The organism is Pseudoalteromonas sp., from assembly GCF_041629635.1.
Taxonomy (GTDB): Bacteria; Pseudomonadota; Gammaproteobacteria; order Enterobacterales; family Alteromonadaceae; genus Pseudoalteromonas.
The window spans coordinates 1-24,410 of the sequence record NZ_JBFKMX010000053.1; the positions used below are offsets into that span (position 1 = coordinate 1).

21 protein-coding genes, 2 tRNA genes and 1 pseudogene are annotated in these 24,410 nt (G+C 40.4%); 5 read left to right on the plus strand and 19 right to left on the minus strand.

Going from position 1 to position 24,410, the window contains the following annotated elements; all coding sequences use genetic code 11:
* The first annotated feature begins 48 nt into the window (after positions 1-48).
* The 3 genes from ABYD77_RS09430 to ABYD77_RS09440 all read left to right on the plus strand — a co-directional run bounded on the left by ABYD77_RS09430 (position 49) and on the right by ABYD77_RS09440 (position 1,949).
* Positions 49-124, plus strand: a tRNA-Val gene (locus ABYD77_RS09430).
* Positions 125-141: 17 nt separating this feature from the next.
* A tRNA-Val gene (locus ABYD77_RS09435) sits at positions 142-217 on the plus strand.
* 118 nt (positions 218-335) lie between these two features.
* A complete protein-coding gene (locus ABYD77_RS09440) occupies positions 336-1,949 on the plus strand; it encodes a response regulator (RefSeq protein WP_372769230.1) in 1,614 nt (537 codons plus the stop codon).
* Between the two features lie 3 nt (positions 1,950-1,952).
* Here the strand turns inward: ABYD77_RS09440 and ABYD77_RS09445 are convergent, their stop codons facing one another.
* The 5 genes from ABYD77_RS09445 to ABYD77_RS09465 form a co-directional block, all read right to left on the minus strand.
* A complete protein-coding gene (locus ABYD77_RS09445) occupies positions 1,953-2,435 on the minus strand; it encodes a DUF2919 domain-containing protein (protein ID WP_372769232.1) in 483 nt (160 codons plus the stop codon).
* Positions 2,432-2,776 carry a DUF3392 family protein gene (locus tag ABYD77_RS09450; protein ID WP_372769234.1) on the minus strand — a complete coding sequence of 115 codons (345 nt, stop codon included), beginning with the start codon at positions 2,774-2,776 and terminating at the stop codon, positions 2,432-2,434. Before ABYD77_RS09450 ends, ABYD77_RS09445 begins: the two co-directional genes overlap by 4 nt.
* Positions 2,777-2,779: 3 nt before the next feature.
* A complete protein-coding gene (gene ligA, locus ABYD77_RS09455) occupies positions 2,780-4,792 on the minus strand; it encodes an NAD-dependent DNA ligase LigA (protein WP_372769236.1) in 2,013 nt (670 codons plus the stop codon).
* A gap of 68 nt (positions 4,793-4,860) precedes the next feature.
* Positions 4,861-5,586: a cell division protein ZipA gene (gene zipA, locus ABYD77_RS09460; RefSeq protein WP_372769238.1), complete on the minus strand. Its 726-nt coding sequence runs from the start codon at positions 5,584-5,586 to the stop codon at positions 4,861-4,863.
* Positions 5,587-5,717: 131 nt separating this feature from the next.
* Positions 5,718-9,140 (minus strand): AAA family ATPase, encoded by a 3,423-nt coding sequence (locus tag ABYD77_RS09465; RefSeq protein ID WP_372769240.1) that lies wholly within the window; start codon positions 9,138-9,140, stop codon positions 5,718-5,720.
* A 165-nt stretch (positions 9,141-9,305) separates the two neighbouring features.
* Between ABYD77_RS09465 and cysZ the strand changes: the two genes are divergently transcribed.
* Entirely contained in the window at positions 9,306-10,034 is a 729-nt protein-coding gene (cysZ, locus tag ABYD77_RS09470) for a sulfate transporter CysZ (RefSeq protein WP_372769242.1), read from the plus strand.
* A 52-nt stretch (positions 10,035-10,086) separates the two neighbouring features.
* Here cysZ and rlmM read toward each other — a convergent pair whose 3' ends face one another.
* From rlmM to ABYD77_RS09490, 4 genes are read right to left on the minus strand one after another with little or no spacing between them, the layout of a single operon-like run.
* Positions 10,087-11,172, minus strand: coding sequence for a 23S rRNA (cytidine(2498)-2'-O)-methyltransferase RlmM (rlmM, locus tag ABYD77_RS09475; protein WP_372769244.1), 1,086 nt, complete (start codon positions 11,170-11,172; stop codon positions 10,087-10,089).
* Between the two features lie 9 nt (positions 11,173-11,181).
* Positions 11,182-11,562 carry a DUF423 domain-containing protein gene (locus tag ABYD77_RS09480; protein WP_372769246.1) on the minus strand — a complete coding sequence of 127 codons (381 nt, stop codon included), beginning with the start codon at positions 11,560-11,562 and terminating at the stop codon, positions 11,182-11,184.
* Positions 11,559-12,173: an alpha/beta family hydrolase gene (locus tag ABYD77_RS09485; protein ID WP_372769248.1), complete on the minus strand. Its 615-nt coding sequence runs from the start codon at positions 12,171-12,173 to the stop codon at positions 11,559-11,561. The genes ABYD77_RS09480 and ABYD77_RS09485 overlap by 4 nt, the downstream gene beginning before the upstream one ends.
* Positions 12,166-13,077: a transcriptional regulator GcvA gene (locus ABYD77_RS09490; protein WP_372769250.1), complete on the minus strand. Its 912-nt coding sequence runs from the start codon at positions 13,075-13,077 to the stop codon at positions 12,166-12,168. The genes ABYD77_RS09485 and ABYD77_RS09490 overlap by 8 nt, the downstream gene beginning before the upstream one ends.
* Before the next feature lie 219 nt (positions 13,078-13,296).
* Between ABYD77_RS09490 and ABYD77_RS09495 the strand changes: the two genes are divergently transcribed.
* On the plus strand, positions 13,297-13,563 hold the full coding sequence (locus tag ABYD77_RS09495) for a hypothetical protein (protein ID WP_372769252.1): 267 nt from the start codon (positions 13,297-13,299) through the stop codon (positions 13,561-13,563).
* 69 nt (positions 13,564-13,632) lie between these two features.
* Here the strand turns inward: ABYD77_RS09495 and ABYD77_RS09500 are convergent, their stop codons facing one another.
* The 10 genes and pseudogenes from ABYD77_RS09500 to ABYD77_RS09545 all read right to left on the minus strand — a co-directional run.
* The gene (locus ABYD77_RS09500) at positions 13,633-13,962 is read right to left on the minus strand and encodes a Na+/H+ antiporter subunit G (protein WP_274761214.1); all 330 of its coding nucleotides are present in this window, start codon (positions 13,960-13,962) and stop codon (positions 13,633-13,635) included.
* A 5-nt stretch (positions 13,963-13,967) separates the two neighbouring features.
* Positions 13,968-14,237, minus strand: a complete 270-nt coding sequence (locus tag ABYD77_RS09505) for a K+/H+ antiporter subunit F (protein ID WP_372769254.1) — start codon at positions 14,235-14,237, stop codon at positions 13,968-13,970.
* Positions 14,231-14,767, minus strand: a complete 537-nt coding sequence (locus tag ABYD77_RS09510; RefSeq protein WP_372769256.1) for a Na+/H+ antiporter subunit E — start codon at positions 14,765-14,767, stop codon at positions 14,231-14,233. The genes ABYD77_RS09505 and ABYD77_RS09510 overlap by 7 nt, the downstream gene beginning before the upstream one ends.
* Position 14,768: 1 nt before the next feature.
* The gene (locus ABYD77_RS09515) at positions 14,769-16,271 is read right to left on the minus strand and encodes a monovalent cation/H+ antiporter subunit D (protein ID WP_372769258.1); all 1,503 of its coding nucleotides are present in this window, start codon (positions 16,269-16,271) and stop codon (positions 14,769-14,771) included.
* 2 nt (positions 16,272-16,273) lie between these two features.
* A complete protein-coding gene (locus tag ABYD77_RS09520; RefSeq protein ID WP_372769260.1) occupies positions 16,274-16,618 on the minus strand; it encodes a Na+/H+ antiporter subunit C in 345 nt (114 codons plus the stop codon).
* A complete protein-coding gene (locus ABYD77_RS09525; protein WP_372769262.1) occupies positions 16,618-19,410 on the minus strand; it encodes a monovalent cation/H+ antiporter subunit A in 2,793 nt (930 codons plus the stop codon). The genes ABYD77_RS09520 and ABYD77_RS09525 overlap by 1 nt, the downstream gene beginning before the upstream one ends.
* A gap of 243 nt (positions 19,411-19,653) precedes the next feature.
* Positions 19,654-20,736 carry a hypothetical protein gene (locus tag ABYD77_RS09530; RefSeq protein ID WP_372769264.1) on the minus strand — a complete coding sequence of 361 codons (1,083 nt, stop codon included), beginning with the start codon at positions 20,734-20,736 and terminating at the stop codon, positions 19,654-19,656.
* Positions 20,733-21,635 (minus strand): lipoprotein NlpI, encoded by a 903-nt coding sequence (gene nlpI, locus ABYD77_RS09535; protein WP_372769266.1) that lies wholly within the window; start codon positions 21,633-21,635, stop codon positions 20,733-20,735. The genes ABYD77_RS09530 and nlpI overlap by 4 nt, the downstream gene beginning before the upstream one ends.
* A 94-nt stretch (positions 21,636-21,729) precedes the next feature.
* Positions 21,730-23,859 carry a polyribonucleotide nucleotidyltransferase gene (gene pnp, locus ABYD77_RS09540; protein WP_372769268.1) on the minus strand — a complete coding sequence of 710 codons (2,130 nt, stop codon included), beginning with the start codon at positions 23,857-23,859 and terminating at the stop codon, positions 21,730-21,732.
* 318 nt (positions 23,860-24,177) lie between these two features.
* A pseudogene (locus ABYD77_RS09545) lies at positions 24,178-24,279 on the minus strand (30S ribosomal protein S15); the annotation flags it as partial.
* Positions 24,280-24,410 lie beyond the last annotated feature (131 nt).

The window sequence follows — 24,410 nt, forward strand, 5'->3', positions numbered from 1 at the left end:
CACTGGTTCAAGTCCAGTACGACCCACCACTAAATTAAAATCTATAATGGGTCGTTAGCTCAGTTGGGAGAGCATCGCCCTTACAAGGCGAGGGTCACTGGTTCAAGTCCAGTACGACCCACCATTATAGAAAATCAATATGGGTCGTTAGCTCAGTTGGGAGAGCATCGCCCTTACAAGGCGAGGGTCACTGGTTCAAGTCCAGTACGACCCACCATATTGTTACCCCCTTAAAATAACATTAAAATCAATACAGAAATTAATATACCCTATCTTATTGCGACAACTCTCGGTGTTTTATATAGTTTATGTATGACTGCGCAGATAGAAATGCGATGAAAAATAAACGCTTATACGAATCTAGTATCTTACTGATAGATGACCAACCTTTAGCTTTAAGCTATATGAAACAATCACTTGAAAACCTAGGTTTTAGTGATATTTCGATTGCTGAAAATGCAAAAATGGCACTTGCCCTCTGCCAAGAGCACAGTTTTCATTTGGTACTGTGTTCTTTTAACTTAGGTAAGTTGAAAGATGGCTATCAACTTTATGAAGAGTTAAAAACTAAGCGTTTAATTAAACATACTTGCGGTTTTATTTTTATTAGTGCTGAAACCGACACCAGCTTAGTGCATAGCGTAATTGAATTGCAACCCGACGACTTTTTAGCAAAACCTTTCTCAATAAAAGTGTTTGGTGAACGCATAATAAAGCTATTAAAGCGCAAACAAGCATTAGCTAAAATCTATGATTTTATTGATGTAGGCAATGATTCTAAAGCGCTTCGTCATATAAACGAAATGCTTTCTGACAGCAGCAAAAATCATCTTTCGCCTATTTTACTAAAACTGCGAGGTGAATTGCTGCTCAAATTAAACCGCACAGCAGAAGCAATCGACTTTTTCAAATCAGTACTTAATATTCAAAAGTTTACTTGGGCTAGAGTTGGTTTGGTTGAAGCGTATATTCAAAACAGTGAATTTGCCCAAGCAAAAAATATTTTAGAAGTAATGCTGACAAAACCTGAAACTCGTTTGGTCGGTTATAATTTGCTTGGCAAACTTGAACTATTTTTAGAAAACTTCACACAAGCCCAAGAGTATTTGACACTCGCCTCTGAACTAGCGCCTCGCAATATTGAGCGTCAAGAGGAACTTGTTATATTAACTAAATATAACCACGATCACGAAAAACACTTTCAGGTTAATAAAGAAATTGTTAAGTATGCCAAACATTCCATGCATGACACACCTGATATTTACCTTAATTTGGCGCGAGCAGGCATTGATTATGCGCTTACGCTTGACCAAGCTGATATGATAAATCGCCTGACTCGGCAAAGTAATGAATGTTTAGCACAATTACGTAAACAGTTTCCTGACAGTAAAGCGCAAGAACAAATCGATGTAATTCACGCCAGAATACATTACTTAAAAGATGAACATGCCAAAGCCATTGCGCTAGTTGAGCAACTAGAAGATCAGCCAATAATCCGCTCGATTGACGACACCTTAGATAAGGCTAAGGCTTTTCATGAATTAGGTATGCACTACAAAGCAAATCAGTTATTTACACAATTAGCTGAACACTGCGAAAAGTATAAAAATGATAATACATCGCTTAATGCTTACTTAAAACAAGAGCGGCAAGAGCGCGATGAAATACGTTACTCGCCTAAAGAGTTAAATAACAATGCAGTACTCAGTTACGAGAAAGGCAAATATGAAGAAGCGCTTAGTTTTTTTACTCAAGCATTTCGTGTAATGCCCAAAAATACCAATATAGCATTAAACTTACTGCAAGTGATGTTAGACAACAAACACCCCACTAGCATTAATAAAGAGCTTATTTCACGCTGTTTTGAAACGGTTACGAACGCCAAATTAGATAACGAACAGCAAGCGCGCTTAGAAAAATTAATGCCTCTAATTAAGTCAGTTCTCTAACAGCTAATCATCCTGTTTTGTTTCCGGCTCAGGCCACTCATTAAAATACACGCTTAAATAACGACTTTTAAGTAGGTATAGACCTGCCCAACTGAGCAATACTAACTGTAGTGCTAAGCCGATTGAGAAGCTGTAATACTGGCTTTTTGCTTGTAGTAGCGACCAAGTTAAATCCATCACAACATTAGCAAGCAATAACCAGCGCGCATAGCGCCAAATATATTTAGGCCACTGCATAGCATTTGGGCGCCTAAACAAATAGCAAAAGGTGACAATGATGCTTAGTCCAGCGATTGCAAGTGCAACAAAAAACTGTTGTTTTTGCGGGTAGAAAATCGCCATTAAGTTTAAATCTTCACGTCGTGATGCCGCCGCAAATAGCCATAAAATATAAGGCCTTAAAAGCAGCACTAACACAAGCACAAAGCCGATTGGCGCTCTAAAATAACCGTTTTTATCCCAATACTCTGGGCCAAAACGGCTCATACTTGATTTTTCCTATCAGCCAGCACGCCTAGTACCACAAACAAAGCAAACACAACCAAAGGTAAGAAACCTCGCTCTATTTGGTGAAATAAGCGCACTAAATAAGGATTCACAAATACAATTAAACTGCCTACACCGACGCCTGTAACAAGAATGAACACCAGCGTACGCGCAAAAAAGTTCTGCTGACCAATTAACCGTTTAACTGCCTTATTTAGGCTGGCTCCGTATATCGCAGTTAAACAAATTAAAGCAATTAATACTATCTTACTAAGATAAGGTGAAAGCCAAGTCGCAACTTGGCTATTTAACGATGAAAAAAAGTTTACAACCTCTGACATTGTTTACTCGTATTTTGCAAAAAGGGCTAGCATGTCATCTTCTGTCAACACTTCAACACCTAAATCTTGTGCTTTAGTAAGTTTAGAGCCCGCTTTTTCACCGGCAATAAGCGCATTTGTCTTTGCTGAAATACTACCCGATACTTTTGCCCCTAATGCTTGCAGTTTTGCTTTTGCCTCACTACGGCCCATTTGATTAAGAGTGCCGGTAAGCACATAGGTTAAGCCATCAAGAGGCATTTCATCTTGCGATTTTTTTTCAATTGCCGGCCAGTGTAAACCAGCAGCAATTAATGCCTCAATTACCGTTTGGTTGTGTTCTTCTTTAAAGAAGTAATAAACATGCTTAGCAACTACTTCACCGACATCAGATACGTCCTGCAAGCCCTCTATAGACGCGTTTTGAAGTGCCTCTAAAGTTTTATAATGATTTGCTAAATTTTGCGCTGTCGCTTCGCCTACTTCGCGAATACCCAGTGAGTACAAAAATTTAGCGAGTGTGGTTTGCTTCGCTTTTTCAAGTGCAGCAACTAAATTCTCGGCCGATTTTGGCCCCATACGCTCCAGAGATTCAATCTGCCCTTGGCTTAAACTAAATAAATCTGCAGGGGTCTGAATCAATTTGCGATCAACCAGTTGCTCAACCACTTTATCGCCTAAACCATCCACATCAAGTGCTTTACGTGAGGCAAAATGCTTAATCGCTTCTTTACGCTGTGCTTCACATACTAAACCACCACCACAACGGGCGACGGCCTCCCCTTCGATGCGTTCGATGTGTGAATCGCACACTGGGCACGTTGTTGGGAAAACAATCTCTTTGGCATCACTTGGGCGGCGCTCAAGCACGACACTTGCAACCTGCGGGATCACATCCCCTGCACGGCGAATAATCACGGTATCACCAATATGCACACCCAAACGGGCAATTTCGTCTGCATTATGTAATGTTGCATTTGATACAGTTACACCACCCACATAGACTGGCTCTAAACGGGCAACAGGTGTAATTGCACCTGTGCGGCCAACCTGAAATTCAACATCTAATAACGTGGTAAGCTCTTCTTGTGCAGGAAATTTACAAGCAATCGCCCAACGCGGCGCACGAGCAACAAACCCCAGTGTTTGCTGAATGGCTTTATCGTTAACCTTAATTACAACACCATCAATTTCATAGCCAAGTGCTGCACGACGGCCAAGAATATCTGAATAATAGGCAAAGGCTTCTTTGGCATTATTAGCCGTTCGGATTTCAGGGCATACTGGTAAGCCCCACTCTTTCAGCTGCATTAGTTGCTCAAAATGCGTATTTGCTAACTCAAAGCCCTCAACAACGCCAGTGCTGTAGGCATAGAGCATTAATGGGCGAGAAGCGGTAATTTTAGGATCTAATTGACGTAAGCTACCTGCCGCTGCGTTGCGTGGGTTAGCAAAGGTTTTATCCCCTTTTTCTTGTTGCGCTTGGTTTAGCTTGGCAAAGCCTTTATCATCAATAAATACTTCACCGCGCACTTCTAAACGCGCAGGAATAGATTCACCACGTAAACGCAGTGGCACATTGCGAATGGTTTTTACATTCTCAGTAATGTTTTCACCTACCTGGCCATCACCGCGTGTTGCAGCGCGCACCAGCACACCATTTTCGTAAAGAATAGATACCGCTAAGCCGTCAAGCTTTGGTTCACAGCAAAATGTAAGGTCAGTGCTATCTTTTAAACGGTCTTTCATGCGTTTATCAAACGCATGAAATTCCTCTTCATCAAATGCATTATCAAGTGACAACATTGGCACTTCATGATTTACCTTGTCAAACGCTGCTAGCGCCATACCCCCCACTTTTTGACTTGGTGAATCGGCACTTTTAAGTTCGGGGTTAGCTTCTTCTAATGCGATTAATTCACGCATTAAGCGATCATATTCAGCGTCAGGGATGGTTGGGTTATCAAGCACATAATATTGATAATTATGATTTTCGATTTGTGCTTTAAGTTGCTTAATTTGCTCAGCCGCGCTCACGGTGACTTCCTCTTAATAGCTAAAAAAGCCACCAAACGGTGGCTTTTATATAATGTGTAACGCTGACGTTATAGACCGTCAAACTCTCTAATTTTTTCCACATACTGTCTAACAGTGGCAACATCTAATTCCTGACGATTATGGTCTAAAATTGTCGCGCTAAATTCATCGGCAATTTTCTTTGCTGCACTGTGAAGCATATTGAACGACGGTAAACTATCCCCTGCACATGGCAGAGTCATAAATAAGCTTACTCCCTCAGTTGAAAACTGTTCCATGTTGTCGATATCAAACGTGCCAGGGTTAAACATGTTGGCTAATCGGAATAATACAGGACCTTGACCCGATGCATCTTCATGACGGTTAAAGAAACCATCTTCAGAATACTTAAAGCCTAACGTTAACAGCAGCGGCAATAACGATGAGCCTTGCATTGGCAAGCCCTCTTCCGTTTGAACATGAATAATGATGTAATCTTGCACTAGGGTTTTACCTTCTGGTGCTTGCTCTTGTTCAGGAGTTACTTTCGCCTGAGGTTCATCGTCATCAATGCTAATCGATAAGTCACCTAATTCAGGCTCATCATTTACATTCAACTTTGCATCCATTTTAGGCTCAACAACGGTTGATTTTTCACTTGCTGGTGCAACATCATCTTTATTTGGTGTGTCACTTGGTTCTTGAACAAGTATGTGGCTGTCATTTTTACGAATCGACCAAAGGCCATGAAGCAGCACGCCGCCAATTACTAACGCACCACCAATAATTAACACCCACCTTAGTTCGTCACTCATTCAAGTACCCTTAAATTTTTTCTAATTTACAAAATTATTAAGCAACCGCTGATTAATTTCAACTGCTTATCTTATGCAAAGTGAACTGATAAGACTAGTTGCTGATAATTTATACCAAATTTGCGTTTGCTTTATGCTGACTCAGACATTTCTAATGCCTTTTCAATATCTACAGCCACAATACGTGATACACCAGGCTCTGCCATTGTAACACCCGTTAAACGTGCAGCCATTTCCATGGCTATTTTGTTATGACTAATATACACAAATTGTACGTCTTGTGACATTTCTTCCACTAAACGGCAAAAACGACCTACATTCGCATCATCCAGTGGCGCATCTACTTCATCTAACATACAAAATGGTGCGGGATTCAATTGAAAAATTGAGAAAACCAACGACAACGCCGTTAGTGCTTTTTCACCGCCACTTAATAAATGAATTGTGGCATTCTTTTTACCTGGTGGCCTTGCCATTATTGCAACACCCGTATCGAGCAGATCATCCGATGTCAGTTCAAGATACGCTGAGCCGCCACCAAATACTTTTGGAAACAAGTTTTGTAAACCATTATTAACTTGATCAAAGGTGGTTTTAAAGCGCTGCTTAGTCTCGCGGTCAATTTTAACAATGGCAGATTCCAATGTTTCCAGTGCACTAACTAAATCTTCATATTGTTGATCTAGGTAATTTTTCCGCGTAGATGCTTTATCAAACTCTTCAATGGCCGCCAAGTTAATTGCACCAAGCTCATTAATCTCATTCGAAACTTTCGTCAATTGGCTTTGTAATGAGGCGAGCTTTGCGTCTTCTGGTAATTGGGCAATTACTTCTTTTAACTGCATATTTAGTTCAGCTAGAGGCGCTAGTGCCGCCTCTGATTTCAGTTGGAAGCTCTGTTGCTCTAATACAATATTTTGTTTTGTTTGCTTAAGTGCATCTAATTTTTGTTGCTCAGTACCTATACCTGACTCTGCTTGTTTTAACTTTTCTTTGGCATCATCAAGTGCTTGCTGTTTTAGCGCTTTTTGTTCTATTTGCGCCTCCAGCATTAAATGCTGCTCAGCAATGGCTTCATCAAGTTCAACGAGCGGCAGTTGCACTTCTTCAAGGGCAAGCTTTGCTTCTTCAAGCTGCTCATTTAGCTCTTCAAAACGTGCCGCAAACTGGTTTAGTTTAGATTCGCTCAGTACAGCTTGGTTTTGTACTGTTTGAAGATGCAATTGAATTTTGTGAAATTGGTTTTTTTCACTTTCCCATGCTGTTTGTAATTGACGGGTAACCAATTTGGCATTGTGATAAGCCGCCTCTAGGCTTGATTGACTCTCTTTACTTGCTGTGAGTCTCTCTTCTATCTCATCAAATTTTGCTTCTAGTGGCGCTTTCTCAGCTTCAAGTTTCACTAGCTCTTCGTCAATTTGTGACTGTAATTGCGTTTGTGTTTCGCCTTGCTGTGTTAGTTCAGCTAAGCGCTTCTCAGCATAAGTATATTCAGTTTGTTTTAATGTAAGCTCTCGCTCTAGTTCACTAAATGTGATTTGTAACTCTTGCTCTGCATTTTGTAGTTTTTGAAGCGTTTTTTGCTGTGCATTTAAAGCAGTCTGTGCTTTTTTATAGTTTTGCTCAGACGTTGGCAGTGATGATTCAATGCTATTTAGTATTTGGTGTTTAACCAGCAGTGAGTTTTCACGGTCAAATTGACAAGGCAAAAACCAATTTGCGCCACGTAAGTTACCTTTTTTGTCGACAGCAAACAAAAATGTACTTTGCCAAAAGTCAATTTGTAACTCGTTTACATCTTCAACAACGGCAATCTCATTAAAATAACTTGGGTATTCACCAACAATTACTTTTTCAGCAAGTGTTCCAACCACTGCGCTTTTTTGCTGCGGCCAAATTTGTGGCTGTAATAAGTTTTTATCAAGTTCATCAACAAGTGCTGCAAAACTTAAATTAAATAAGCTGGCTTCAACGGCAAGTTGCCAGTCATCACTTACCTTAAGTGAAGAAAGCAGGTTTTTACACGCAGTTGAATTATCCGTCTGTTCACTTAACACCAGCGCCAACGCATCGCGTTTACTTTGAAGCGCCTGTAATTCACGCTGAGCCTCATTAAGCAAGGTTTGTTTTTGCAAAAGCGTTGTTTGTGCCTGCTGTACTTCGCTATTTAACTCTGTTAAATCGCTGCGCGTTTTACTATGTTTTGCTTTTATGTCATCAAGTTTAAATGACGCTAATTGCCCTTTAATCTTAGCGCACTCATCTTGCAGCTTTATTTGTTGCTCGCTGGCAGCGTGATGTTGTTGCTTAAGGGTTGCTTCTTTTACCTTGAGCGATGAAACTGCTGTTTGTAAAGTTTGCTGCTTTTGCATCAAGGTTTGGTTTTCGCCTAAACTGGCTTGGTAAGTGTTATAAAAATCATCTTGTTTTATTTTTTGTTCTTCGTACTTTGCATGACTTAATTCAAGCAGCTCTTCATATTCTGTGAGTTCTACTTGGCAAAGCGATAACTGCGCTTGTTGTTCTTGATGGCTTTCTTTGGTGTCGAGCTGTTCTTGGGTGATTTGCTGATATTGCCTTTGCAGTTGCTCTATACGCTGAATTAGTTGCGTTTTTTGCCCCTGCTTATGAATTTTATCCTGCTCATCACGGGCTAATTTATTGCGTAACTGAAACTCTTGATGCTGTGCATCGTTAACCATGTCAGTGGCTTGCTCTATGGCTAATTTAAGAGCCAAAATAACATCGTCATGACCAGTATGAGCCTGTGTTAAAAAAGCAATCTGCTCATCAATGTCTTGAAGTTTTGCCTCGCTTTCTAATAGCTTTTGTTGAAGTGACTGCCATTTAAGCACGCAAATTTGTGCTTTTAAGGTGCGCTCTTTGGCTTTCGCCGTGGTGTATGTACGCGCTTTTTCCGCTTGTTCGGTTAATACGTTAAGCTGATTTTCGAGTTCATTACGTAAATCGAGTAAACGCTCAAGGTTGTCACGTGTACTATTTAACCGTGCTTGAGTTTCTCTGCGCCTTTCTTTGTACTTTGAAACACCCGCAGCTTCTTCTAAAAAAATACGTAAATCTTGCGGTTTACTCTCAATTAAACGCGAGATCATGCCTTGTTCAATAATCGCATAACTGCGTGGGCCAAGCCCTGTACCTAGGAAAATATCGGTAATATCACGTTTACGACATTTCTCGCCGTTGAGGTAATACTGAGATACACCCTCTCGCGTCACTAAGCGTTTAATCGCTATTTGGTTACGCGATGCCAATGTACCAGGCAAACGCCCTTCAGTATTATCAAACAGTAATTCAACAGATGCTTGCGACACTGGTTTACGCTCGGTTGAACCATTAAAAATAACGTCTGTCATGGCATCGCCACGCAAGTTTTTCGCTGAACTTTCACCCAACACCCAGCGCACAGCATCGATTACGTTTGATTTACCACAACCATTTGGACCAACAATACAAGTCATTTGATCAGGAAATGGAATTTTGCTTGGCTCAACAAACGATTTGAAACCTGCGAGCTTAATTGAGGCTAGACGCATTTTATTCTTATTTGACTGTCTAATTGATAAGAGTAATAAAGCTCAACTTTATCAGATTTACCCTAATTGAAACAACTTGTAACGCTTAACAGTAAAATCTGGTTTAAAGCCATTGTTCGACTTATTATACTAAGCAAGGTTAGTCATTGTTTTTTGGAGTTTTCCATGCAGTTAGGAAAAGGGTTCGAATATTTTTTATCGGGCTTTAGTTTAATTAGCCAAAAAGGGTTAAAGCGCTTTGTGCTGATCCCGCTATTAATTAACCTTGTGTTATTTGGTAGCTCGCTGTTTTTTATTATCGGTTGGATTGAGCAAGGTGTTAACTACGTCAATGGCTACTTGCCAGACTTTTTATCTTGGCTGGAATTTATTATTTGGCCGATTGCATTACTGCTCGTGCTATTTATCTATTCCATGGTATTTACTGTTATTACCAACTTTATTGCGGCACCGTTTAATGGCTTGCTGAGTGAAAAAGTTGAGCTGTATTTAACAGGACAGCGAGTTAATGACGATGGGTTAGCTGACTTACTAAAAGATGTGCCGCGCATGCTTGGCCGCGAATTATCCAAACTGGTTTATTATTTACCAAAAGCACTGCTGTTTTTAATTTTACTGTTATTTATTCCGGTGTTTGGTCAGGTAATGTGGTTTTTATTTAGTGCGTGGATGTTTGCCGTGCAATACATTGATTACCCGTTTGATAATCACAAAATTCCGTTTGTTGAAGCGCGCCTGCACTTAAAACAAAAACAAGGCTTAAGTTATGGCTTTGGTGCTGCTGTATTAATTTTTAGTATGGTACCGATTGTTAACTTAATCGTAATGCCTGTGGCTGTATGTGGTGCAACACGGTTATTTGTTGAGAACTACCGTATTAATTACCGAGCTTAAAACAAACACAAAAAAGGCTGCAAACGCAGCCTTTTTTAATTAAACAAAACAATTAACTATATACGTTCTGAGGTACTTTTAAGATTTGAATATGTACAGTGATTTCTTCACGGTCATGATATAAGTGTTTCGCTTGTAGCTCATACTTAATGTTGTACTTAGTTAGCTCTTCATGGATCAGATTTAAACACTGATAAACCGCATCAAAACGCTTTTTCATTGGCAGCTTTAAGTTAAAGATTTGCTCTTTAACAAAGCCATTTACCGCCCAGTCAATCATTAAGTTTGCCACTTTAATTGGTTTTTCAACCATGTCGCAAACCAACCAGTCGATATTACGTTTATCTGGACGGAATTTAAAACCATCTTCACGTTTATGTTTAACTTGGCCTGTTTCCATTAGCGATTCTGCCATCGAGCCATTATCAATCGCTTGTACCATCATACCACGGCGAACAAGCTGGTATGTCCAACCACCTGGACATGCACCTAGGTCAACACCACGCATACCAGGTTGCAAACGTGATTCCTGTTCATCTTTAGGCACAAATACATGAAATGCTTCATCCAGTTTTAGGGTTGAACGGCTTGGCGCATCTTTTGGCATACGCAGACGCGGAATACCCATATAAAACGGTGAGTTATTATAGCTGTAAGAAAAACCCACATAAGCTGCGCTATTTGATAAAAACATCACATGCAATACTGGACGGTTTTTCACTTCATTGGCTAATAAAGTCTCTTGTGCAACCAGTGCTTTGCGAAGTGGCACTGAGAACTTTTTACAAAACTTTTGCAGCTCTTTACCGTCGTTGGTATCTGGTGTTTCTACACGTAATTCACCACACAGTGGAAACTCAGCAACCGCAGCTGAAATCGCTGAGACACGATCTTCAATTGGCATTTTATCTACCAATTGACCCACAAACCACTGGCGTGCAAAAACCATTTCTTTAAACGGCAATTTACGTACAACAACTTCTGCTTCGAGCGGATCATAACAGTTAAACGTAATATAGCCGCTGTTGTCTTTCGCTTTTACAAAACCACCAATTTCACGAAGTGCTGCATGGTGGCTGATTTCAGCAGCACAATCGTTTTCAAAACCCGGTCGACAATAAATAACAATCGCTGACATTTTTCTCACTTACTTAGTTTGAACTGACTGATGTTTTACAACACTTATGGTAAATATCAGCCAACTCACAATAAAACACACGCCACCTATTGGCGTAATTGGGCCAAAAATTTTGCTACCTGTTGTTGCCAACAAGTATAGGCTGCCACTAAAAAAGACAACACCTAACATGGCAAAAATACTGGCCCACTTTAATCTGTACCCTAAATGGCTCAATATACCGAACAAAATAAGCGCTAAGCCATGAATAAACTGATAATCCACACCCGTTTGAAACACCGTAATCATACTTGGGCTAATGTGTGATTTAAGTCCATGCGCAGCAAACGCACCTAACATCACAGCAAGCGCACATATTATGCCGCCAGTGGCTAAGATAAACTTACTCATAATTGTTTTGCGATAAATTGAGATGCAAATTCAGCAGCTGTTTGCCAATTTTGCAGTTGGGTTAAACCACTCGCTTTTCGTGGTACTAATGAATGATCTCCATCAGAGATCCAAAAAGTGGTCACATTATCGCATATTGGATAACTTTCTACCTCATCTTTTTTTCCAAAGGTATCCCGCTCGCCTTGGATCACCGCAAGCGGTGCTTTTAGCGATGGGAAATGATCAATTCTCAGCTTATCTAACTTGCCTGGTGGGTGAAATGGATAACCAAAAGCAATAACGCCTTCAACGGTGTGTTCGCATGCAAGCATTGATGCCATTCTCCCGCCCATTGATTTTCCGCCAATAAATAAAGGTAATTCTGGGTTTGCATATTCAATCACTTTGGCAAAGTACTCCAACAGTTTTGGTGCACGCTGCGGCGGGCGCTTCTTTCCTTCAGCTTTGGCTTGTTGCATGTACTCAAAATCGAATAGGCCAACGTCTACACCTAATTTTGCTAAATTGGCTGCCATGGTTAGCATAAACTCAGAATCCATACCCGCACCAGCACCATGCGCAAAAATCAGCTGGGCTTTGGCATTATCAGCTTTAACCCAGTTAATCATTAAAACCTGCCTCAATTTGCTCTTTTTCAACCATGCTTAACATCCACTCTTTAAATGCCACAATTTTACCAAGCTCAGTTTGCGATTCACGTAGTACAAGGTAAAACGCGTTTTTACTTTCTAGGTGGTGATTAAATGGGATAACAAGTCGCCCTGCGTCAAGTTCAGGCTTTGCCAATACACTATTGATAAGAGCAATACCCTGACCGTGCACTGCCGCTTGCAGCACCATCGACGAGTGACTAAAAATTGGCCCTTGGTTTACCCGAGAATTATTTACACCTAAAGTTTTAAACCAATTTTTCCAAGGTTTACGCGTCATATCATGCAGTAAGGTATGATGCTGTAGATCTGCGGGTTCGGCTAAGGGTTTAGGGCCATTAAGTAATAAAGGACTACACAAAGGCACGAAATATTCAGTATGCAGTTTATGGCTTTGTACACCACTCCAATGGCCGCGGCCGTAGTAAATTGCGACATCCACATCATCGGTTAATGAGTTTTCATCTAAATCTTGGGCTTTAATTCGAATATCAATATCAGGATGAAGTTCATTAAACGCTTGCAGTCTTGGTACCAGCCATTGAATAGCAAAACTCGGCGTTAAACTCACTGCCACCGAACCTTTAGCACCGCGTGCCAATAGCTTTTCAGTTGCATCAACTAATTGGGTAAAAATTTCCTTGATATCCAAAAAGTACGCCTGCCCTTCCTCTGTGAGTAAAAGAGAGCGATTTCGACGTAAAAATAGTTTTAAGCCTAAGTGATCTTCTAATGTTTTAATTTGGTGGCTAACCGCAGCTTGCGTTACAAACAATTCATCTGCCGCCTTGGTAAAACTCAAGTTGCGGGCAGCAGCTTCAAACGCTTTAAGCGAATTTAACGGGGGCAATCTTCTAGACATGACAACCTGATGACGCATTCATTAGTTTTTTTTATCTGAACGCATTATAAATCATCGTTTTTAAAAGGCAATTAACTTGGTTAATATTTACACCAAGAGAAAAAACCGCCAACCAACCATAGGTTTCCTCTTAAATAATTAAGTAATGTTTTAAAAAACTTAATATTTATGCTGCCCAGAAGCATAAATATAATTTGTTCAATTAGGAAGATAACTGAAATGACCAAATGGATTCTGTGTTTTACAGCAATGACGAGCTTCTCTTTATTAGCAGCGCCTTCAAAAGAGGAAGCAAACGCTATTGAAGAGTTTACACATGGTATTCACGCTGAGCTAAAAACTGAAATCAATGATTTTAGTACGCAAAAAGTAAAAGACACAGTGCATTTAAATGTATCAGATGTGGCAAAACAAAACGAAAAGCTGAAGAAAGAAGCTGGTCTTATTGCCAAAGTGACCTATTTAAATGATAAAAACGCGGATTAGCCCCGTTTTCTGCCCAACAAAAAAGACGCATACTGCGTCTTTTTTAATACCTAGACATACCAAATTAAACTAGTCTTCTTCGATATTTTCGATACCCTTTGTACCTTTATGCGCTTTCAGTTTATGGTGTATTGCGGTTTTAATGAGCATATATCCACTAATGGGTGCGGTGATCAGCAAGAAAATGGAAATCAGGATCTCTTTCGCACTCGGCTCATTTACAATCGCACTAAAATAGACAATTGACGCAATCAGCACTCCTGCCATACCCAGCGTCGTGGCTTTTGTTGGGCCATGAAGACGCATAAAAAAATCAGGCATACGATTCATACCAATTGAACCAATTAGAATAAATACGCCGCCTAATAACAATAGTAATGAAACAATAATCTCTGCCATAGTATTTACTCAATAATATCGCCACGTAATAAAAACTTACACACTGCAACTGTGCTCACAAAACCTAGCATTGCTATCAGCAGTGCCGCTTCAAAGTAAAGCTCTGAGGCAACTTTAATGCCATACAATACAATCAGCGCAATACTGTTTATGTACATTGTATCAAGCGCTAAAATACGATCGGGTACTGATGGTCCGCGTAACAAGCGCCACAAATTAAGTAACAGTGACACACCTATCATTGCCGATACAATTAATATAACGTTGCTTAACATTGAAAAATCTCCTTAAGCGGTGCTTCGTAACGACGTTTTATGGTAGCAATTAGCTCTGCTTCATCTTTTAAATCAAGGACGTGAATAAGCAGATAACGCTGTGATACTTTTTCGTCTTTAGCTAAGGACTCTGGAAACGGATATACTTCCGCACTTACTGTTCCAGGCGTCAATGAAACCGTACTTGCTAAAAGCGTAATTGGCATTTCATGAGTTAGATCCAGTGGCACCTTTACAAATGCAGGGCGCAACTTTTTAATCGGCCCTGAAATCAAGAATGCCACTTGCACATTGGCTGTCACAATATCGTAAAGCACCAAAAAAAAGTGTTTAAAGGCGAGCCACTTACGCATAATTAAAGGCTGTGGCTCTCTAAACCGTAAAGTAGCAAGTGGAATTAGGGTCGCTAAGAAAGCACCTAAAACAATATGACCTAGAGAATAACTATTATTTAGTAACAGCCAGACAAAAAATAATAAAATGCTTCTAAACGGCGTTGGAAACAAGCTAAAACGAGCATCGGTACGCATCTTACTTACCTCCTAATACTGCTTGCTGTAAGCCAGAAATATCAAAAACTTGACTAGCGGCTAATGTTGTAATTTCGCTTATTGGGCCAGCAAAAACACTCAGCAATGGCGAACATAATAATAAGCTAATAACACCTATTAATTGGTATGTCGTCGCTTTAGTTTCTGAGGGCTCTTGACCATTATGACGCCAAAAAAGCTGTGAGCCTGCGCGAGTAAGGGTCACTAATATAAGTAACGACACCACTAAATAAACAGACCAAAACCACGCTGCTTTTTCGACTTTAAAAGCTTCTTGAAGTAACCACACTTTTCCAACAAAACCAGAGAATGGTGGCATACCAACCACAGCAAGTACAAACACAACAAAACTAGTACCCAGTAAAATAGGCTGACCAACCGGTTTTGCTGGCACTAAACGCACTGCTACTTTACCACGCTGTTTGCCAATCACATCGGCTAGTAAGAACAAACCCGCCGTTACTATGGTTGAGTGTATTAAGTAATAAAGTGCTGCTGCGATTGCCCCAGGGGTGTTAAATGCAATCGCCGCGATAAGTGCACCAATTGAAATAATCACCAAGTTTGCCACGATCATACGCAGATCTTTACTGGCAAGTACACCAAGAATACCCATTATTAAAGTAATGATTGCGCCAGGCCATAGCCAATCTTGTGCGATATGTGTAGATACGCTGTTTGGTTCAACAAAAATCGTTGGATAGACACGGATGATGGCATAAATGCCGACTTTTGTCATAATGGCAAAAAGCGCAGCAACTACTGGTAACGCGGATGCATAGGTTGCTGGTAACCAAAATTGCAGTGGGATCACCGCTGCTTTTAGTGCAAATACAATAAGAAGTAGCATGCCACCAATGTTTAACAGTGCACGATCATCACCTGATAATTCACCAGCTTTAAGCGCCATATCAGCAATATTTAAGGTACCAAGCACTCCGTATAAAATACCTAGCGCAACTAGGAAAACACTTGAACCCACTAAGTTTAAAACAACGTAGTGCAATGCAGATTGGGTTTTGTGTTTATCCGAGCTGTGCATTAATAGAGCATAAGATGAAATCAACAATACTTCGAAGAATACAAAGAGGTTGAAGAGGTCACCTGTCAAAAACGCACCATTCACCCCTAGCAGTAAAAAGTGTAATAGCGGATGGAAAAAGCTACCAGCCTCATCATCTCCACACAACGAATAGAACACGCAGACCATTGCAAGAAACGAGGTCAATGCTACTAACAGTGATGACATTACATCAGCAACTAAAACAATACCAAAGGGTGCTTGCCAGTTACCAATAGCGTAAACAAAAATTTCGCCGTTCAATGCATTTTTTAACATGTAAGCACTAACTGCAAACGTTAAAACTGCCATAACGCTCGATACAATTCGCCGCGCTTGAAGATTTTTCCCCGATGGTGGCAATAATAATAAAATGCCTGCCAACATCGGCATTAATACCGGCAAAGAAACAAAATGTGGCACGGTTACGACTCCTTGCCTTTAATCTTAGGAAAACGTGCATGAACATGATCATGCCCCAAGTCCGCACGAGCACGGATAGCTAAAATCACCACAAATGCAGTCATTGCAAAACCAATTACAATCGCAGTAAGCACCAGAGCTTGCGGTAATGGGTCAGCATATTGCGCAGACTCACCTAACACCGCAGCTTTGTTGCTGTGAATTCGACCTGATGCGAATAAAAACAAATTTACTCCATACGACATCATGGTCAAACCCAGTACTACGGGAAACGTTCTAGCACGTAAAATCAAAAACACGCCGCAGGCAAATAACACTCCAACACAAGTTGCATAAAGTACTTCCATTATTTTGGCTCCTTATGTTGGCTCGCTAAAGTCAGTTTACCTAAACTTGCTAAAATCATTAAGGTTGCACCTACTACCGTTAAATAAACTCCTAAATCAAATGCAATCGCACTTGCTAATTCTATTTTGCCGATAAATGGAATATCGAAATAATCAAACCATGAGGTTAAGAATGGTCTGTCAAAGAACCAACTACCAATACCCGTTATAAAGGCGATTGCGATACCAAATGCAATAATTTTACGGTAGTTAATATCTAAACATGAATAAATCCAATCTGAGCCTCGCGCGATATATTGCAAGATCATCGCTATCGCGGTAATAAGACCTGCAATAAATCCACCACCTGGCAAGTTATGACCGCGAAGGAAAATATACACACTTACCATTAATGCAAGTGGTAATAGTGCTTGTGAAATACTGGCAAGCAACATTGGATAGCGCTCGATTGCCCAAGGACGACCTTCACCATCACTAGCAGGCATAAAGAGCGGTAAATTGAGTAATAGTTTATAAATACCCAGTGCAGCAATACCTAATACGGTAATTTCACCTAAGGTATCAAAACCACGGAAATCAACCAAAATAACGTTAACCACGTTAGTACCACCGCCACCAACTTTTGCGTTTTCAATGAAAAATTGTGAAATCGAATTAAGAGGACGGGTCATAATTGCATAACAAATAGAACCAATAATCACCCCCACTGCAGATGCAATACCCACATCACGAACAAGCCTTAACGAGGTTGACTCTTTCGGTGTACGATGCGGTAAGAAAAACAGCGCAAGCATCAACAATACGATGGTTACAACTTCAACCGTTAACTGCGTTAATGCTAAATCTGGTGCTGAGAAACGCGTAAACGCTACCGATACCATCAATCCTACAATTGAGATCATTAATAATGATGTCAATCTTGAACGATGAGAAATGACGGTTGCTACAGCACCGACAATCAATAAACCTGCACCAATTACATTATGTGGATCAATTGGTTGTAATGTTTGTTCACCTGAGAGTTCAAGCATGTCAAACAACGGAATGCCAGCAAATACAAGTACAGTTACTAAAAGCCACGCAATATAACGTTGCAGTGAGCCAGTTTCCATGCGGAAAATGAGTTTCTCAGAAAACGTAACAATATAATCAAGTCCATTTAAAAATGCCTTCTTAGGATCAACTTCAGGCAGCGACGCATTAAACTGGAACAAATATTTTCGTTGCCAATAAATCAATAAACCAACGCTAACTGCAAGGAAGCTCATCAACAGGGGGAGGTTTAAGCCATGCCATATAGCCAGGCTATACTGAGGTAACGAACCATCGCCAACCACAGACAAAGAAGCACTCGCAAGAATTGAATCAACAACAAAATTGGGGAACATCCCGACAATAATACATATAGCAACCAGTACCTCCACTGGAACGCGCATATACCGTGGTGGTTCATGAATGTCTTTTTTAATGCCAATTGGCTCACCGTTAAAGAATACATCGTGAATAAAGCGCATTGAATAAGCGACTGAAAAAGCGCCCGCCAATGTTGCCAGTACTGGAATTAGCCACGACATTGACCCAAATACATGTTGATGAAGTGTTTCAGCAAAGAACATTTCTTTGGACAAAAAGCCATTTAACAGTGGCACACCTGCCATCGATGCAGCTGCAACCATTGCTAGCGTTGCGGTATAAGGTAGATATTTCCATAAACCATTGAGCTTTCGCATATCGCGTGAGCCAGTTTCGTGATCAATTATACCTGTTGCCATAAATAGCGAAGCTTTAAAGGTAGCATGATTAATAATATGGAAAATCGCTGCGACTGCGGCCATTTCAGTATCTAAACCAAGTAATAAGGTGATTAAACCTAAATGAGAAATGGTTGAATACGCTAATAATCCTTTTAGGTCATGCTTAAATAGTGCGACATAAGCGCCCACAATTAAGGTTGTTAAACCTGTTAGTGTCACTATCGCAAACCACAATTCAGTACCTGATAATGCAGGATAAAAACGCGCAAGTAAGAAGATACCCGCCTTAACCATTGTTGCAGAGTGTAAATACGCACTTACTGGTGTAGGTGCCGCCATTGCATGGGGTAACCAAAAATGAAATGGGAATTGCGCAGATTTGGTAAATGCACCTAATAAAATAAGAACTAGGGTTACCGGATAAAGCGTATGCTCTTTAATAACATGACCATTGTTAAGAATATCATCAAGATTATAACTGCCAACAATATTACCTAATAAAATTAAACCACCTAACAGCGCAAGACCACCACCTCCGGTAATAGTGAGCGCCATGCGCGCGCCTTGACGCGCTTCTGATGTATGCCACCAATAACTGATAAGCAAGAATGAACTGATACTGGTAAGTTCCCAAAAAACCCACATTTGAATCACATTATTTGATAACACGATACCTAGCATCGCAGTCATAAACAACATCAAAAAGGTGTAAAAACGCGCCATGTTGTCATTACTACTCAAGTAATAACGAGCATATAGAATAATTAGTAGACCAATTCCTAGAATCATTAGACAGAATAATAATGCAAGACCGTCTAGTCGAAAACTTAGGTTAATCCCGAGCAATGGGATCCACTGCATACTTTCTCGAATGACACTTCCATCAAGTACACTTGTTGCGTGATAGAGAACGATAGCAAGCGCTACAAATGGAAAAATTGCAATCGCTAGTGCCGCGTTAGATCGAGAAAATTTATTAGTCGTCGCTGCAAAAAAGCTGCCTAACAGGGATAACAGAGGTATCCACATTAATGACATAGTTTTATCCTTTGGCTTTTCCCTATTTAGAAACAAGGTGAAAGCATGAGTTATGCTAGCAAGTAAGTTGCGTAGCCGCGCATGATTGCGCTATGCATACATTCTTCTATTTATACTTTAGAAACGACTATCATGTCTAGATTAAGCGTATGTAAATGAACACAAATCGAGCCATTTCATGGATTTAATAAATATAGTGTAAATACTGAATAAAGACTATCGAAAAACGGTGTAAATCTATAACTACAAGTTGTTACCTTTTAACATCGCTTGCTGTAACCAAATCTTATACAAATTCGGTAATGGCAAATCTAACAGCTCTAAGTTTGACGTTACAGAAACGGGTTTGTATGCCTGCCCTGTTGCATTATCACAGGTATTTGCTCTAAACCAATCCTGCCCATTAAAAGAAATTCGATCTGCTGCATCATTTGAATTTGGCAATACCACAATGTTTTTAGCAATTCTTGTTGTCTTATCAACATTACACACACGCTGAGCCAGCGCTTTTTTTAGCGGGTATTCATCAATAAAGCCATATAAGTGCATTAGTTCATGGAGTAAAACGCGCTCTGATTGGAGATAACTCATATGCAGCTGATTTGCGTAGGCATTGGCGATCCCCTGTTTACTAAAAAACGCTAATTTATCGTAACTAAAACTCGCTAACACCTCGTTATTGGTTAAAACACAGTGGATACGTGTTTTTGAATTATCTGAGCAACTTATTTTAGTGGCATCAAAATAGACTGGCTCACTAAAACATACTGGTAAGTCAAACGTCGCCTCAAAGCGCTTTTTAAGCGCTGTAACGTGATTAAAACTGTTTAAATCAGTAACAACTAGCATCACTTTTTCATCACACCTAGTCGATGGGTAAATTAAGGATGTTTGAAGAGCCGTTTTGCCAAGCGGTTGTCTGAGCGCCATTGCAACTTCAGTTTGTAAAGGCTCTGTTAGCTGCCAGGGTAGATTTCGAATTGCTAACCATTGATTGGTTGATTTTAAATAATCTTCAAGCTTTCGTTTGGCAAGCGTCGACCCATTTTTACCCGCAATTAACAAGGTGCTTTGGTAGAGGCTCGCATTTTCAATAAACGCTTCCGCTAATAAAGCTTCTGCATCTGGGTTTTTAAAATTAGCATACACTCGAAGGTGATCAGTCGAGTCTCGAAAGTCATCGACATCGGGCAAAAGTGCAAAGTGAGCTAAGGTAGCATAGAGCTGGATTGGATAAGCAGAAAACGCCTGTAATAGGCGTTTTTCATTAAAACAGTAGCTTGATGAAAGTAAGCTACTTAAAACAACAACAATTAACCACTTCACTGGATTTCGTCAGGTGTTTGATCATCGCTGTAAAGTAAACGTAATTCTAATCGCGCATATTTATATTCAACAAATTCATACACGTTAGTAGCCATTGCTAAATTAAAATAGTCTTCTGCTTTTAACGGCTTATTGTCAGATACTGCATCTTTAGCAAGGTAGAAATAAACTTCGCAAAGACGCTCAAGGTATTCACGATGGCTGGTTAACTCTTTTTGCACATTAAGCAATAAATCACGCTCAGAAAGCTCGCCTAAAAAGTACTGCACCAGTTGATAAGACCATCGTGTTTGGTCAAGTTCAACTGCATGTTGCTTTAATTCATTATATGCGCGCTCTGCATCTACTTTACGCGTTGCTAAATAAACCCAAACAGCACGGTAAGAGTCGGTTTTATCTGCTGCTAGAAATTTCTTTAAATCATATTCAGCGAGATCGGGACGCGAACCATAATAAAGTGCAATACCACGGTTAAGGTAGGCATATTGATGATCGGGTAATAATTCGATTACCGCATCAAAACTTTCATATGCCTGATCATATTGCATGCTTAACGTGTAATAAATACCAGTAAAGTTATACACTTCAGCAAAATCAGGTTTTAGTTTTAAGGCATAGTTAAAGTCGAGGCGAGCGAGCGTTGATAAACCAACACTGTCATATAAGGCACCACGCTTATGATGCAAACCGGCTCGTTGCTCAGTGGTAATGTCAACATTATTTAGCGCTTGATTGATGCGGGCAATTTCCAACTCTTTCCGAAAGTCATGTTGCAATGGGCCTGCAAATGGAACGTTTACAACCGGGTGATCTCCCGTTTCAGTCTCATTTGTTGCCTGACAACCAACTAGGCTTGCGCCTATCGTTAACGTTGCAAAAAACCGTTTCAATTTATTCACTAAAATCTATCCTTAAAATTTACCTCCTTGCTATTAGAGCATAAAAAAAGGGGCTATACAGCCCCTTTTTTATCGCTAAGTCTATTTAATCGACTTATTCTTCTGATGCTTTTTCTTCAGCTGGTGCATCGTCTTTCTTCATCGCTTCTTTGATGCTTAGACGTACACGGCCTTGGCGGTCAACTTCAAGTACTTTAACTTGTACTTCGTCACCTACTTTCAGGTGATCTGCAACGTTGTTTACACGCTCTTCGCTGATTTGCGAAATGTGTACTAAGCCGTCTTTACCTGGTAATACATTTACAAACGCACCAAAGTCAACGATACGAACAACTTTACCTGAGTAGATAGTACCTACTTCTAGTTCTGCTGTTAGTTGCTCAACACGAGCGATTGCAGCGCGTGCGCTTTCGCCGTTCGTTGCAGCAATTTTAACTGTACCATCATCTTCGATTTCAATTGTTGTACCTGTTTCTTCCGTTAGTGCACGGATTGTTGCGCCACCTTTACCGATAACATCAGCAATTTTCTTAGGTGGAATGTTTACAACGTAGATACGTGGTGCAAACTCAGAAAGCTCTTCGCTTGGCTTGTCGATTGCTTGGTCCATTACAGAAAGAATGTGCATACGAGCCGCTTTTGCTTGGTTAAGCGCGATTTGCATGATTTCTTTATTGATACCTTCAATCTTGATATCCATTTGTAGTGCAGTTACACCTTCAGCTGAACCAGCAACTTTAAAGTCCATATCACCTAAGTGATCTTCATCACCTAAGATGTCAGAAAGAACAACAAAGTCGTCGCCTTCTTTCACTAGACCCATTGCGATACCCGCAACAGATGCTTTAGTTGGTACACCTGCATTCATAAGCGCAAGAGAAGTACCACATACAGACGCCATTGAAGAAGAGCCGTTTGATTCTGTGATTTCTGAAACCACACGAACTGAGTACGGGAATTCTTCAAGGCTTGGCATTACTGCTGCAATACCACGCTTCGCTAGGTTACCGTGACCGATTTCACGACGCTTAGGCGAACCAACAAAACCAGTTTCACCAACACAGTATGGAGGGAAGTTATAGTGAAGCATGAAACGATCTGTCTTAGTGCCTGTTAGGTCGTCGATCATCTGTGCATCACGCTCTGTACCAAGTGTTGCTGTTACAAGTGCTTGAGTTTCACCACGTGTGAAGATAGCTGAACCGTGAGTACGCGGTAATACGCCTGTCATTACGTCTAACGCACGAACCATATCTGGTTCACGACCGTCGATACGCTTTTCGCCAGCAATGATACGGCCACGTACGATTTTCTTCTCTAATGAGCCGAATAGTTTACCAACTTCTTGCTCATCAAGTGATTCGTCTTCTGCTAGTTCAGCCGTTAGTTTTTCAACTACTTCTGCTTTAGCAGCAGAAATCGCTTCTTTACGTGCTACTTTATCAGTGATTAAGTAAGCTGCGCCTACTTTCTCTTCTGCAATCGCTGCGATTTTGTCTGCAAGCGTTACATTCTTTTCTGGTGCAGTCCAATCCCATGCTGGCTTACCCGCTTCAGCTTGGAACTCTTTGATTGCTTGAATAGCCGCTTGAGATTGCTCATGGCCGTATACAACTGCGCCAAGCATCACGTCTTCTGAAAGCACTTCAGCTTCTGATTCAACCATAAGTACTGCGTTTTCAGTACCTGCTACTACTAGGTCAAGTTTACTTTCTACAAGCTCAGTTGTTGATGGGTTAAGTACGTATTGGTCATTAATGTAACCAACGCGCGCTGCACCAAGTGGACCATTAAATGGAATACCTGAAATAGCAAGCGCTGCAGAAGTACCGATTAATGTAACGATGTCTGGCTTAATCTCTGGGTCAATTGACACAACTGTAGCAATTACTTGTACTTCGTTTACGAAACCGTCTGGGAAAAGTGGACGGATTGGACGGTCAATAAGACGTGCTGTTAATGTTTCACCATCGCTTGGACGACCTTCACGCTTAAGGAAACCACCTGGAATACGACCAGCAGCATACATACGCTCTTGGTAGTTAACAGTTAGTGGGAAGAAATCTTGACCAGGTGCTGCGTCACGCTTACCTACTACAGAGATAAGTACTGCTGTATCACCGATGCTCGCGATAACTGCTGCATCTGCTTGACGAGCAACTGCACCCGTCTCTAAAGTCACTTCATGTTGACCAAACTGAAATTTTTTAATAATTGGTTGCATTAAAAAATCCTTTAAAATGTATAACTATTTGAATAACACCAATTACAGTAGGTAATCGTATTTGCAGTTTCAAAGACAAAATCGATTAACTACTACAATTGGCATCAGTTTAATAAGTAAATGATTTAGCAATGTTTGAGGCTAAGTCATTAACTTGTGCGCTAGTATACTGCATAGCGCGAAAGATGGTAGTCTCGCAGCGCAAAAAAGGGCTTTAAGATAGTCTTTTGATTCCATCCGATGAATTATTCTATTGAACAAAAGTAAAATTCAGGCACAAAAAAAGGAGCCGAGGCTCCTTTCTTAGAATCAAATCGATTAGCGACGTAGGCCAAGCTCTTTGATTAGCGCAGTGTAACGCGGAGCGTCTTTACGCTTTAGGGTGTTAAGTAGCGTTAAAATCACACGCTGACTTAATAGGCTTGGCTTTTATCAATTTATAAGTGCGTTACGGCTAAGATTCATTAAGTAAGCCACTTAACTGTAAAACAATAAATTTCAAGCACACAAAAAGGAGCCGAGGCTCCTTTCTTAGAATCAAATTGATTAGC

Bases quoted from the DNA above. Each gene is read 5' to 3' on its own strand.
- ABYD77_RS09450 (WP_372769234.1), bottom strand. From the start codon at position 2,776: ATGTCAGAGGTTGTAAACTTTTTTTCATCGTTAAATAGCCAAGTTGCG.
- ABYD77_RS09525 (WP_372769262.1), bottom strand. From the start codon at position 19,410: ATGTCATTAATGTGGATACCTCTGTTATCCCTGTTAGGCAGCTTTTTT.
- ABYD77_RS09485 (WP_372769248.1), bottom strand. From the start codon at position 12,173: ATGATTAACTGGGTTAAAGCTGATAATGCCAAAGCCCAGCTGATTTTT.
- cysZ (WP_372769242.1), top strand. From the start codon at position 9,306: ATGCAGTTAGGAAAAGGGTTCGAATATTTTTTATCGGGCTTTAGTTTA.
- ABYD77_RS09505 (WP_372769254.1), bottom strand. From the start codon at position 14,237: ATGTTAAGCAACGTTATATTAATTGTATCGGCAATGATAGGTGTGTCA.
- ABYD77_RS09445 (WP_372769232.1), bottom strand. From the start codon at position 2,435: ATGAGCCGTTTTGGCCCAGAGTATTGGGATAAAAACGGTTATTTTAGA.
- zipA (WP_372769238.1), bottom strand. From the start codon at position 5,586: ATGAGTGACGAACTAAGGTGGGTGTTAATTATTGGTGGTGCGTTAGTA.
- ABYD77_RS09465 (WP_372769240.1), bottom strand. From the start codon at position 9,140: ATGCGTCTAGCCTCAATTAAGCTCGCAGGTTTCAAATCGTTTGTTGAG.
- ABYD77_RS09495 (WP_372769252.1), top strand. From the start codon at position 13,297: ATGACCAAATGGATTCTGTGTTTTACAGCAATGACGAGCTTCTCTTTA.
- pnp (WP_372769268.1), bottom strand. From the start codon at position 23,859: ATGCAACCAATTATTAAAAAATTTCAGTTTGGTCAACATGAAGTGACT.
- ABYD77_RS09510 (WP_372769256.1), bottom strand. From the start codon at position 14,767: ATGCGTACCGATGCTCGTTTTAGCTTGTTTCCAACGCCGTTTAGAAGC.
- ABYD77_RS09440 (WP_372769230.1), top strand. From the start codon at position 336: ATGAAAAATAAACGCTTATACGAATCTAGTATCTTACTGATAGATGAC.
- ABYD77_RS09490 (WP_372769250.1), bottom strand. From the start codon at position 13,077: ATGTCTAGAAGATTGCCCCCGTTAAATTCGCTTAAAGCGTTTGAAGCT.
- ABYD77_RS09480 (WP_372769246.1), bottom strand. From the start codon at position 11,562: ATGAGTAAGTTTATCTTAGCCACTGGCGGCATAATATGTGCGCTTGCT.
- ABYD77_RS09520 (WP_372769260.1), bottom strand. From the start codon at position 16,618: ATGGAAGTACTTTATGCAACTTGTGTTGGAGTGTTATTTGCCTGCGGC.
- rlmM (WP_372769244.1), bottom strand. From the start codon at position 11,172: ATGTCAGCGATTGTTATTTATTGTCGACCGGGTTTTGAAAACGATTGT.
- ABYD77_RS09500 (WP_274761214.1), bottom strand. From the start codon at position 13,962: ATGGCAGAGATTATTGTTTCATTACTATTGTTATTAGGCGGCGTATTT.